Origin of the sequence: Bacillus sp. AY2-1 (assembly GCF_008368965.1) — a bacterium.
GTDB lineage: Bacteria > Bacillota > Bacilli > Bacillales > Bacillaceae_G > Bacillus_A > Bacillus_A thuringiensis_S.
In genome coordinates, this window is sequence record NZ_QPEL01000184.1 from 1 (window position 1) to 11,250 (window position 11,250).

Below are 11,250 nucleotides of genomic sequence, written 5' to 3' on the forward strand. Positions count from 1 at the left end.
AGACCCCCACCTCAAAATTCAGCGAAAGCAAAGAAGTTAGGTGGGGGGGCGGGCTGCCCGTAAAAGCCCGATTGGTGAAGGCTAATAATCAGTGGGGGATAAACAAAACCCCCGCTGATTAAAGTTTCACTTTATTTCATTTGTATCTGGATTAAACTTAAATATTTTAATTTGATTAGATTCGTCTTTGTATGCAAATGTATACTCACCAACTTGGGTCATATTGCTGGTATTTAAGATAGGATCGCTACCGTGATCAGTAATTTCCACAGTTTTCTCCCGGTCCCAAAACGCGATGACAATAATCAAAATGATGAGGTATACACGTATGAAACGTAGTTCTCTTGCAACAGGATGTTCCATCTGTTAGTTTCCTTTACTGTTTGATAGAGTCTGTTTATAAAAGAGATAATTGCAATGAATATAAATAAAAAAGACACCGTAAAGTGTCTTTTTTATTTTAGTTATGCGCATTACTTAATAAGACGCTAGTTCCTCAGTCTGGCTATGAGTAACTATGTAGGGTAATTCCATTATAACATTTTAACCAGTAATGGGTCTATATGGAATTTAATTGATTTTCTTTTTGATTATTCAGAACGATTTGCCGAGTATTTGGATGAAGGAAGCAGTGAGACAGAAGCGACTAAACTTGTTTTAGAAGAGTGTCTTCTTTTTTGTATCATTGTGAGTAAAGTGTAGAGTTATATTTCCCTTTACACGAAGATAACGGTATACTATAGTTAAGTTAAGTAAACTTAACTATAAAGCGAAACGAAATAAAAGCATGGAGGAATAACGCTATGACTAGAACTTATAAAGAAGTAATTAATGAAATGAACCGAGCTTATAATGAATTCTACATTTTACTATTTCAGGAGTTAAAAGATGAGTTCGGTCTTACAGGACAGCAAGAGAGCATGCTATTTCATATTAATTTAAATGAAAACACGACAGCAAATCACATTGCGACTACCTTTAATGTATCCAAAAGTGCCGTTAGCCAAGTTTTATCGAAATTGGAGAAACAGAAGATGATTTCAAAACAAGTAAACCCTAATAATAAAAGGGAGTATTTTCTTACACTTGGTCCAAACGGTAGTAAGTATATAGAGCGGTTGTCTGAGTTAGATGATGTATTAATTGAGAAATACTTTTCTAAAATCGATATAAATGCCCTAGAGCAAATGACAGAGACGTTAACGAAAATAAATAAAGTAATATTGGAAGAAAAGCAGAAGGATCTTGATTGTAATGAGTAAGAACTTAGATGAAGCAATTAGTAGAAAGGAGGGGAAGCATGTGATGAGTTACATACCAAATATGATTACGATAGCAAATTTTGTGTGTGGGCTTTTGGCTATTCATGCTGTTTTCGTTGACGATATGTACGGTGCAGTTATGTTCATTATTACAGGTATGGTCCTTGATTTGTTTGATGGCATGGTCGCTCGGAAACTTGATTCTGTTTCAGAAATTGGTGGAGAGTTGGACTCATTTGCGGATTTAGTTACTTTTGGTGTGGCACCATCTATTCTTGCATATAATGCCTCGTTAAAAGATTTGCAGTCTATCGGGATGATATGCGCGCTCGCTTATAGTATTTGCGGAATGCTTCGGCTTGCGAGATTTAACACACAGCAAAGCAAACTCCCGACATTTATCGGAATGCCGATTCCATTCGCGGCAATGTGTCTCCTTATTTTATGTTTTTTAAAGAATCCAGTTTCCGTGGCGTTTGGTACATGCGTACTCGCTTATTTAATGGTGAGCAAAATCAAATTCCCTCATTTTAAAAAAGATATAGCTGAAAGCTTGAAGCTTGGAAGATTGGATTGATGATACGGAACTACAATGAGAAAGGTAAAGGAGAATAACATGATTCGTATGGCATTAAGATCATTCAACATACAAATGTATTGTTTGCTAGGCGTAATGTTATTGGGATGGCTCGTGACACCTTTTTCAGCCCAGTTTGTCGGGATAAGCATTGGCCTTTTGGTGAGTATGTACTGCGCCTGGATTTTAGGAAGGCGTATTGAAAAGTTCGGAGATAGCATTGTAAAAAAAGAAAAAGCACCGATGCTCGGAATGATAAATCGGTTCGCAGCGGCCATACTTGGCGCGATTATTATGTATGAAATTGAACATCATGAATTCATGTGGACATTTGCAGCTGGAATTATGGGTGGGTATTTCTTGATTATTATTAATTTGGGGTATTACAGTATGAGGGATGCGAAGGAATAGAGTGAAAACTAAGTTTAAGCATACTGTTGCCTAACAATGAATAGCGGATTATTAAGAAGAGCAATAATTAAACCCAACATAAGATTTAAGAAAAATTTTATATTTACCCCACTTTTTATTTTAAAAGTTTTTCCTATCCTATAAACAAGTTACATCAAGGAGGAGACTGAAAATGAAGAAGTGGGGATTTTATATTTTTAATATATTCCCTATATTCGAAGACAAAGTAGAAGATTAAATATATGAACAAAGTACCAGTTCTTGAACTATGTTCTAAAATAATAGATGAAAATGTAAAGTTAGGGGATTCCACATGCATACAGGAGTTTTGATGAGTTATTTATATACTTATTTTTTTACTATTATGTTTTGTATTATGTTTCAAATTGGATTTTATTTTAAAGCGAAAAGAAACATATCTATTCGGCATTTTCTATGGGTATATATTTTTCTATTCTATCTTTCGCTAGTGTATAAGGTGACGCAGATTGCGACTGTATGGAATATAAGTAGATATGAAACGTGGATTCGTGTAAATCAAATCAATTTGACTCTATTTGATACGGCGGGTAGTACTACGTATCTTTTGAACATCGTACTGTTTATGCCATTAGGTTTTTTATTGCCGACTATTTGGCCGCAGTTTAAAAAAATGAAAAACACCGTATGCGCGGGATTCTTTTTTTCATTGGCAATTGAGTTAAATCAATTACTAAATAATAGAATTACAGATATTGATGATTTATTTACGAACACCCTCGGGGCGATTATTGGGTATTTATTATATAGCGTTTTATTTAAAATGATATGTAAAAGAGATGAAAAAAAGTTTGATACGAATTCTTCTCTAGTCATAAAATACGAGGCTGTTTTTTGTTTAGTGTGTTCATTTGTAGGTGCGATGTTAATTTATTATCCAGCTTTATTTGGAAGACCTGTAATTATTCAGTGAGGTGATTAAGAATTTCTTGTTAACGCCTGTACGATATTTCAATTTGCAAAAAGCCTTTAACACGTTATAGTTAAAGGCTTTTATCATCATAATTTTTACTTACCAATTACCCACTCTAACATCCGCCTTCAACCACTTCACCCAATCCAAGTCCTCTACTTTAAGCAAACTAAGCGAAACACCCTTCATATCTAAAGAAGTCAACAGCGTACCAACCTTTACGAATGTAACTTGCAATCCTTCAAGTTCACACAAACGGCGAATGTCGTTTGCGAAAATGTATTGTTCCATTAATGGTGTCGCACCGAGTCCGTTAATAAGGATGGCGAAGTTGTCGCCTTTTCTCCAGCGATAAATGCTTTTTAGTTTGTTCATCAGTTCAATCGCTAATATTTCAGAAGAGGACAGCGATTCTTTGCGGTAACCTTTTTCACCGTGAATACCGACGCCGTAAAAGACTTCATCTTCGTTTAATGTGAATGAAGCTTGTCCTTTCACTGGATCGTTGGCAGGTGAAAGGGCGACTCCTAATGTGTGTAAGTTTTCAGTGATAGAACGGCCGAGTGCAGTCAGTTCTTCTAAAGAATGTCCTTCAAGAGCGGCTGCACCAAGTATTTTTTGAATGAAAACAGTACCAGCGACGCCGCGTCTTCTTTTATTAAAGGAAACATCATCTTCAATTGAAACGTCGTCATTTACGATGATGTGGTCAATTTTTCTTCCTTCTTCTTTAGCAATTTGCTTTGCCGCTAGAAAGTTTTCAACGTCATCTTTAAAGTTTTTAATGATGAATAAAATACTTTTATCTTTCGGCATAAGGCGAGTTGCCATTATAATTTGTTCTACTGTAGGCGGAGTGAAAATGCTGCCGTTTACGGCCGCTGTAAGCATTCCTTTTCCTACATAGCCAATATCAGCAGGCTCATGTCCGCTACCACCGCCGCTTATAATAGCGACGTCTTGCTTCATTTTTTGGATATCTTTTACATAAATGATGTTATTTGTTTCGTCGTAATTTACTTTGTCGTTATGTTCAAAATAAAAGCCATGCATCATATCTTGAACAATATTTTGTACATCATTCATAATCTTTTTCATTGCTTTTGCCACCCTTTAATTACTTTGCTGACTGCTCCAGTAATAGTAGTAATTGATTGTTTATCATATTTTTCATGAGAGAAGACATAATGGATGGATTTACTTCGCACTTGCTTTCAATCCAATCTTTTATCGTTCCAACGAAGCCGTGACTATAAAAGGAGGCAATCGTATTTTTCGTTTCAATAGAAAGAGTTAAGCCACAGTTCACGGATAGTTCATCAATAATCTTCATATATAAGTTTTTCGTGTGCTCAAATAAATAGTGATTAAACGAGTTTTGTTCAATGACTTTAAAAGCATTTCGGTAAAATTTTTGATTTTCGTAAAAGTAATCAAATAATAAATCGAAAATATTTTCCCATGTTTCATAGTCGAGAAAGTCGATAATGTTTTCCTTCGTTTCTTCTCTATAAATCCAGCTTAATAGTTCAAATTTATCTTTAAAATGATAATAAAAAGTTTGCCTACGCATTTGACAGTGTAACATAATATCGCTCACTGATATTTTATGAAACGACTCTGTTTCCATTAAATATTTCAATGAGTTCGCGATTATCTTTTTAGAAATTATAGAAGAGGTCATCTGAATCATCCCTAGAATGTTATTAATATAAAAATCCTATCTATAAATGAGAGCGGTGTCTTTAGACAGATTGTCCATTTTGTCCGTTTACTATAAAACGCTTTCATTTTAACATGAGTAGTAAGAAGAAGATTTCAAATATATCACAATATATTAAAGGAATTGAGGGAGAACTACAATGAAAAAGATTATAAACAAACCAGAAACATTAGTAATGGAAATGTGTAACGGAATGGTTATGGCTCATCCAGAGCTTGAACTTTTGAAAAAATATAAAGTGATTAAGAAGAAAGAAATGAATGAAAATAAAGTAACGTTAATTAGTGGCGGCGGTAGTGGTCATGAGCCGGCACATGCAGGATTAGTCGGAAAAGGGATGTTAGATGCGGCGGTGTGCGGAGATGTGTTTGCTTCGCCTTCACAAATTCAGGTGTATCAAGCGATTAAAGAGACAGCTAGTAAAAAAGGAACGTTATTAATTATTAAAAATTACAGCGGCGATATTATGAATTTCAAAAACGGAGCTCATTTAGCGACGGAAGATGGAATTGAAGTCGACTACGTAAAAGTGGATGATGATATTGCGGTAGAAGATAGCCTATATACAGTAGGACGCCGCGGCGTTGCGGGAGTTATTTTAGTTCATAAAATTGCCGGCGCAGCAGCGGAAGAAGGTATGGATTTAGGAGCGGTGAAAGCTGTAGCGGAAAAAGCAGCGGCTAACGTGCGCACAATCGGTTTAGCGTTAACTTCTTGTACAGTTCCAGCGAGCGGATCACCTACTTTCACACTTGCGGAAGATGAAATGGAATACGGCGTAGGTATTCACGGCGAACCAGGAATTAAGCGTGAAAAAATGCTGTCAGCAGATGAACTAGCTAACCGTATGACAAATGATCTTGTAAAAGATTTAGGAGTAAAAGATGGCGAGGAAATCGCACTTCTAGTTAACGGTTTTGGCGGAACACCACTGCAAGAACTTTACTTATTTAACAACGCAGTGACGAGAGAATTAGCTGCTAGAAACATTAAAATCAATAGAGTATTCGTCGGTAACTATATGACAAGTATCGATATGGCTGGCATGTCTTTAACAGTGATGAAGTTAGATGATGAGTTAAAAACATTACTATCAAAAGAGTGTAATACACCAGCGTTTAAAGTAGATGGGCCAGTTGAAAGTGTAGAGTACGTGAATGTGCTTGAAGAGACAGAAGAGAAGGAAGTTTCCTTTGAAATAGAAACGGCGGAAGAGCACGCTGTTATTAAGGATAATGTTATTACATTAAACAACATGATTTATCTCGTTGATAAAATGAGCGACGTTATTATTAAAAACGAAGTACCGTTCTGTGAGTTAGATACACACGCAGGTGACGGCGACTTCGGAATGAGTGTGGCAAAAGGATTTAAGCAATTAAAACGTGAGTGGCATTCTATTGTAGATCAAGAGAACGTAACGATTGGGTCATTCCTTGACGGTTGTTCAATGATTATTATGGAACATTGCGGCGGCGCATCTGGTCCAATTTGGGGTGGTGCATTCCGCGCAGCTAGCAAAGCAGCAGGAGAAAAACGTGAGCTAACAGTGAAAGAATTCGCTGAAATGTTGCAAGCAGCACTTCAAGGTATACAATCTATCGGAGAAAGATCATTTGGTAGAGGAGCGGTAGTTGGTGACAAAACACTTGTTGACGCGCTTGCTCCATGTGTAGATTCTTGGTTAGATAGCGCTTCAAACGAAGAAGACATGAAAACTGCTTTTGAAAAAGGAGCAGAAGCAGCAGTTAAAGGAGCGGAGTATACGAAAGAAATCGTAGCTCGCATGGGCCGCGCCGGTACAGTTGGTGAAAGAAGCTTAGGCTATCCAGATGCAGGTGCACATGCACTTGGAGTTATCTTTATGGAGATTGCGGGTAGTTTGAAATAGGAATGAGAAAATCCCCTCTGCCTTAAGGTGGAGGGGTTTTTATATAATTGATTGATATATAGTTTCGTTAGATGTTTTCTCTGTAAAGATATGTATGTTTATAAATACTAAGATAATAGTTTTAAAAGAAGCAACGTGAGTTCCTATAAATAGGGAGTTTAGGTTGTTTAATTGTGTTTTGGAAAATTTCTCAATTGATAAAAAGTACTTCAAAAGGAATAAATTAATAATGGAAGATATGAAGGAACGGGAAAAAAAGATAGAAAAGAAGTTAGAGCTAAGGGATGATAATCTTATGAAGAAGATGGTCAGGGAGATTCACGATGCTAAACGTACTAATGTATCAGCTCAGGAAGAAATAGCGGCAGCCAAGTTTAAGATTTTGGAAATGAGTATCATTTTTTACTTGTAGGGTATTTTACTGTTTTCGCTCAAATGGATTGTCTTATACATCTAAGTTGTTTCTACATAAATATCTGTAATCTCACCTATTACTATATCTTAAAAAAATTTGCAACAGTACCAATAAACCGTTATAAAAAGTATTTAAAATAATAACAAATAGGTATAATGATTCCCACTATAGAAAATACAATACTTCCTAAATTAAATGCAGAAAGTTTCGCACGATGAACTTGAATTTCACCTAAATCTACCCCTCCACTAAAATGCTTATCCATAACTTTAGCGACGTTTTGTTGTTGATTAACAAAATAAGGTATTAGCCATATACAGCAGAACAAAATAATACTACCAAAAAAGAGTGTGTCAATAATTGAAGCTTTCCAATTTAATGAAGTAATGACTATGAGAACAAATTCTCCCACCATAATAATTATCATAGTTACTACATATCTGGTTTTTTCAGAAACGTTTTTAAATAAAGTCTCGTCCAGAATTTTTTCTATTTTAGTCCATATTACACTGATTAGCACGATTAGGCTAATTAAGAAAATAGAGTAAATAAAGCTTTAACTAAAAGGTACTCAAACACTACCGACACCACCTAGTAATTTTTAAATTAGAATATAAAGTTGATTTTTTTAACTCTATCAAAAGATTAAATTCAATAATCTATTAACTAGCTTATCGAAAAATTTATTGATTTAAAGATACAAAGCTATATGTATTAGTTATATAGGATAAGATCTCCCAAAATTCCTTTTCTAATATATATATCTTCTAATCATTGTTGGACTTCAATTGTCTAAATATTTTATTTAGCACTTTATATCAGTTAATGATTAGAATTTTCTGAATTAAAACTCCTTGATATTGTTAAGAACATAATTATTATTATGATATTTCGATGTGATTGCTGCTAACGCTTTATCTTCAAGGGGAAATATAAGGTTTTCGTTACCATAATACTAATAACAACCTAACAAATTGAATAGTTACCATAAAATACTAAAATATGTCCCTCAGCAATTTACAGTATAGTACACTTTTAGGAAAAATGGAATATCAAAATATTTTATTATTAACAATAATGAGAATTTTTATAACGATTATAATTATTGTTCGGATTAAAGATAACTCATTTTTGGTGATCTTTATTCATTTTTTCTAGAGTTTATATTAACTTAGAAAACTTTGTAACAGAACCATAAATAAGATCAAATATCATAAGTTTTTTATTTTTTATACAGTAACCATGTGTCAGCCAATCCCTCTTTAATTTAGAATATTCTGTTATTTTTTTATCAATTTATAATTGCGGGGCGAATTGTTATATAATTTACGGAATCATGGTAATATTTAGGTAAATAGAAGTGGTTGAGGAGGACGTAGTGATATGAGCACAAATATTTTAATGCATGAAGCAGTTATGCAACAGCTTAATGATTTTTATCAAATGATGTTGTCGCAGCAAATTATAAAAGCAACTGAATTAAAGAAAGAAATAGATGAAAAAATTGAACAGATTAAACATGCAGAAGAAAAAGAAAATCAAAATCAAAATTTATTATTATATTATTCTTTACTAGACCTAAAATATAGAATGCTAACTGATCGAGTAAGTATTGGAAAAGATAGTTTTGAAGCAATTGATACAATTGATGAATCGACAGATACACTCACAGCTTATTACTATCATTCTTTTAAAGCAGAACATGCTTTAATGTTTAGTAACTATAATGAATCTAGAAGGCAATATGAAGAAGCTGAGAGCCTATTAGAACATATTTCTGACGAACTAGAGCATGCAGAGTTTTATCAAAAATATGCAGTGTTAAATCATCATATGTCTAGTATGCTAATATCTATTGAATACGCAAATAAGGCGAAAGAAATCTTTGAAAGGCATGCTGGATATGAGGTGAAAGTTGCTTCTTGCGAAAACACACTAGGGACAGCTTGTATATTCTTAAAGCAATTTGAAAAAGCGGAAGAACATTTGAATCGTTCCATTGACCTTTTGCAAAAACATAATGAAGAAAAATTGATTTTAGTAGTAAGGCATAATTTAGGATTATTATATGCAACTCAAAACTTATCTACATTAGCGATTCGTCATTTATCAGAAGTGACAGAGAAGAATCCGATTCATTTTAAAGCATTGTTCTTACAAGCACGTGAACACTATAAGCTAAGAGAAACAAATATTGCAAAAGAACTTATTGAAAAAGGATTAGCAGTTTGTATAGAATTAGGGAATGAGGAGTATGTATATCATTTCAATATTTTACGTTCTCTTAATGAAGATGAAGCAATTGAACTCTTAGAAGAAGAAGTGAAAAAAAGTATTTCTTACTTCGAAAAGCAGGATTTATGGGATTACGTAGAAGAATATGCAGAAGTATTAGCGGTTCGCTTCCGCAAATTGAATAAGCATGAAAAAGTTAGTGATTATTTCGATGTATGTTACGAAGCGAAACAAAAATTACTAAGCAAAGGGGCGTTAAAATAATGAAGAAGCTTGTATTAGCGGCGTTAGGATTAGTGATAGCATTATCATTTAGTAACAATACAGGTGATACACAACATGCTCTAAAAAAGGAAGAAATTATACAATACTCACATGCTGATCATTTTTAATTGCTAATTAACAAAGGGACTCCAATTATGGAGTCCCTTTGTTAATAGGATATTGCTTTAGTTTATCTAATTGTAATAATGTTTGTAAAAAGTGTAGATATTTTCTAAATTTGCAGAGGTAATTATTTGTTAATCTTTTAAAACATTAGCTTAGTAATACCGAGGGTTATTATAGATATATTAATCATATAATTTGTCCATATCAAAATGTACGTTTTTTGCATCTAATATATTGTAAATATATTTTATTTTGAAAGGATGTGATTATATGGCTCATAAATCTACTGGGGTGTTTCGAGTTCCAGTTTCTGAAAATGGGATTATTCCAACTGCTCTCAACATTATGTTAAACAATGATTCACGCTGCCATACTAGTAATGTAACGGTAACTGTTAAGAGAAGCCGAAACACTTTTTTCCCAACTCAAAATGAATTAGTTGAAATCTCTCGTACTTTTGTTTCTTTAGAACCAAACAGAACAACTAAGATTGTGTTGTTTACTCCAGAATTTCAAGTAGAAGATTTCCTTGATGTCATCATTAGTGGAAATAAAGAGGATGTTAAGGATGTTCTTGTATATTCTTTCTTAGCAGATTCAGTAGGGCATAATCTGCCATCTACTGTTTTCAGAAATGCAGAATACACTTTTGCTTGCTGACACCGTGATGATGTATTCTTTACGGTCGTATATCTGAATTGAAATGTTAAATAGGAGTTGATTTAACATTTATCCCGTATTAACGGGCTGCCCGTAAATGCAGCAGGCGAAAAACGTGAGCTAACAGTGAAAGAGTTCGCTGAAATGTAGCAAGCAGCACTTCAAGGCATACAATCTATCGGTGAAAGATCGTTCGGTAGAGGAGCGGTAGTTGGTGAAAAAACGCTTGTTGACGCACTTGGGGTTATCTTTACGGAGATTGCGAGTAGTTTGAAATAGAAATAAGAAGATCCCTTCTACCTTAAGGTGGAAGGGATCTTCTTATTATTGTTTTTTGATATATATTGCTAAATATGTTCCAATAATTAATTCTATTGTATTGAGAATAATATCAGCTACATCAAAAAAACGACTTATAAAAGGAACTAGTATTTGAGGTGGGTTTATTAACGAATTTTATATATAGCATGAATGAAAATAGGATAAATAAAACAATGTTTCCTATTATGTTTTTAAGAATTAATTGAGTAGGTACTTGTAAAAATAAAGAAAAGATACCAAAAGGAGCATTCTGCCGACTTAAATTATTTTAATATTATCGTTCTAAGTTTAAAAGCTATAGGGATTTTTTCTGTGGGATTTGTAAGTAGTTTTTACGAAATTATGAGTGTTTTTTATTTTGTAATTCAATAAGTTCATCTGGTAGCATTTTTGTATAATATTCTTTTTCTGTT

The 11,250-nt window shown here is 33.8% G+C and carries 11 protein-coding genes and 3 pseudogenes; 9 read left to right on the top strand and 5 right to left on the bottom strand.

Annotated elements, in window-relative coordinates; all coding sequences use genetic code 11:
- Window positions 1–126 precede the first annotated feature (126 nt).
- Window positions 127–363: a YmzC family protein gene (locus tag DN403_RS27780; protein ID WP_106081511.1), complete on the bottom strand. Its 237-nt coding sequence runs from the start codon at window positions 361–363 to the stop codon at window positions 127–129.
- A gap of 440 nt (window positions 364–803) precedes the next feature.
- On the opposite strand from DN403_RS27780, the gene DN403_RS27785 reads away from it, so the two are divergent.
- The 4 genes from DN403_RS27785 to DN403_RS27805 all read left to right on the top strand — a co-directional run bounded on the left by DN403_RS27785 (window position 804) and on the right by DN403_RS27805 (window position 3,202).
- Entirely contained in the window at window positions 804–1,262 is a 459-nt protein-coding gene (locus tag DN403_RS27785; RefSeq protein ID WP_000198943.1) for a MarR family winged helix-turn-helix transcriptional regulator, read from the top strand.
- Complete coding sequence (pssA, locus tag DN403_RS27790; protein WP_149185982.1) at window positions 1,255–1,839, top strand: CDP-diacylglycerol--serine O-phosphatidyltransferase; 585 nt, start codon at window positions 1,255–1,257, stop codon at window positions 1,837–1,839. The genes DN403_RS27785 and pssA overlap by 8 nt, the downstream gene beginning before the upstream one ends.
- Before the next feature lie 39 nt (window positions 1,840–1,878).
- Window positions 1,879–2,250 (top strand): ATP synthase subunit I, encoded by a 372-nt coding sequence (locus DN403_RS27795; RefSeq protein ID WP_000620605.1) that lies wholly within the window; start codon window positions 1,879–1,881, stop codon window positions 2,248–2,250.
- Window positions 2,251–2,563: 313 nt separating this feature from the next.
- A complete protein-coding gene (locus tag DN403_RS27805; RefSeq protein ID WP_033668904.1) occupies window positions 2,564–3,202 on the top strand; it encodes a VanZ family protein in 639 nt (212 codons plus the stop codon).
- Window positions 3,203–3,301: 99 nt separating this feature from the next.
- On the opposite strand, the gene dhaQ is transcribed toward DN403_RS27805, so the two are convergent.
- Together dhaQ and dhaS are read right to left on the bottom strand one after the other, a co-directional pair.
- A complete protein-coding gene (gene dhaQ, locus DN403_RS27810; RefSeq protein ID WP_016078008.1) occupies window positions 3,302–4,300 on the bottom strand; it encodes a DhaKLM operon coactivator DhaQ in 999 nt (332 codons plus the stop codon).
- A 19-nt stretch (window positions 4,301–4,319) separates the two neighbouring features.
- Window positions 4,320–4,886: a dihydroxyacetone kinase transcriptional activator DhaS gene (gene dhaS, locus DN403_RS27815; RefSeq protein WP_000204218.1), complete on the bottom strand. Its 567-nt coding sequence runs from the start codon at window positions 4,884–4,886 to the stop codon at window positions 4,320–4,322.
- A gap of 178 nt (window positions 4,887–5,064) precedes the next feature.
- On the opposite strand from dhaS, the gene dhaK reads away from it, so the two are divergent.
- Window positions 5,065–6,816 (top strand): dihydroxyacetone kinase subunit DhaK, encoded by a 1,752-nt coding sequence (dhaK, locus tag DN403_RS27825; RefSeq protein WP_000720762.1) that lies wholly within the window; start codon window positions 5,065–5,067, stop codon window positions 6,814–6,816.
- A 211-nt stretch (window positions 6,817–7,027) separates the two neighbouring features.
- Window positions 7,028–7,228 (top strand): annotated as a pseudogene (locus tag DN403_RS27830) (DUF3967 domain-containing protein); the annotation flags it as partial.
- A 121-nt stretch (window positions 7,229–7,349) separates the two neighbouring features.
- On the opposite strand, the pseudogene DN403_RS32430 reads toward DN403_RS27830, so the two are convergent.
- Window positions 7,350–7,810, bottom strand: a pseudogene (locus DN403_RS32430) (hypothetical protein).
- Between the two features lie 804 nt (window positions 7,811–8,614).
- On the opposite strand from DN403_RS32430, the gene DN403_RS27840 reads away from it, so the two are divergent.
- The 3 genes from DN403_RS27840 to DN403_RS27845 all read left to right on the top strand — a co-directional run bounded on the left by DN403_RS27840 (window position 8,615) and on the right by DN403_RS27845 (window position 10,516).
- Complete coding sequence (locus DN403_RS27840) at window positions 8,615–9,730, top strand: response regulator aspartate phosphatase (protein ID WP_000106151.1); 1,116 nt, start codon at window positions 8,615–8,617, stop codon at window positions 9,728–9,730.
- Window positions 9,730–9,858 carry a hypothetical protein gene (locus DN403_RS32010; RefSeq protein ID WP_000737532.1) on the top strand — a complete coding sequence of 43 codons (129 nt, stop codon included), beginning with the start codon at window positions 9,730–9,732 and terminating at the stop codon, window positions 9,856–9,858. Before DN403_RS27840 ends, DN403_RS32010 begins: the two co-directional genes overlap by 1 nt.
- 268 nt (window positions 9,859–10,126) lie before the next feature.
- Window positions 10,127–10,516, top strand: coding sequence for a hypothetical protein (locus tag DN403_RS27845; RefSeq protein WP_000940662.1), 390 nt, complete (start codon window positions 10,127–10,129; stop codon window positions 10,514–10,516).
- Between the two features lie 661 nt (window positions 10,517–11,177).
- Here DN403_RS27845 and DN403_RS32240 read toward each other — a convergent pair.
- Window positions 11,178–11,250, bottom strand: a pseudogene (locus DN403_RS32240) (XRE family transcriptional regulator); the annotation flags it as partial.

What these genes read in the sequence shown, in the direction of transcription:
- DN403_RS27780 (WP_106081511.1), bottom strand. Translation starts at nt 363, where the DNA reads ATGGAACATCCTGTTGCAAGAGAACTACGTTTCATACGTGTATACCTC.
- DN403_RS32010 (WP_000737532.1), top strand. Translation starts at nt 9,730, where the DNA reads ATGAAGAAGCTTGTATTAGCGGCGTTAGGATTAGTGATAGCATTATCA.
- DN403_RS27840 (WP_000106151.1), top strand. Translation starts at nt 8,615, where the DNA reads ATGAGCACAAATATTTTAATGCATGAAGCAGTTATGCAACAGCTTAAT.
- pssA (WP_149185982.1), top strand. Translation starts at nt 1,255, where the DNA reads ATGAGTAAGAACTTAGATGAAGCAATTAGTAGAAAGGAGGGGAAGCAT.
- DN403_RS27805 (WP_033668904.1), top strand. Translation starts at nt 2,564, where the DNA reads ATGCATACAGGAGTTTTGATGAGTTATTTATATACTTATTTTTTTACT.
- DN403_RS27845 (WP_000940662.1), top strand. Translation starts at nt 10,127, where the DNA reads ATGGCTCATAAATCTACTGGGGTGTTTCGAGTTCCAGTTTCTGAAAAT.
- dhaS (WP_000204218.1), bottom strand. Translation starts at nt 4,886, where the DNA reads ATGACCTCTTCTATAATTTCTAAAAAGATAATCGCGAACTCATTGAAA.
- DN403_RS27785 (WP_000198943.1), top strand. Translation starts at nt 804, where the DNA reads ATGACTAGAACTTATAAAGAAGTAATTAATGAAATGAACCGAGCTTAT.
- dhaK (WP_000720762.1), top strand. Translation starts at nt 5,065, where the DNA reads ATGAAAAAGATTATAAACAAACCAGAAACATTAGTAATGGAAATGTGT.
- dhaQ (WP_016078008.1), bottom strand. Translation starts at nt 4,300, where the DNA reads ATGAAAAAGATTATGAATGATGTACAAAATATTGTTCAAGATATGATG.
- DN403_RS27795 (WP_000620605.1), top strand. Translation starts at nt 1,879, where the DNA reads ATGATTCGTATGGCATTAAGATCATTCAACATACAAATGTATTGTTTG.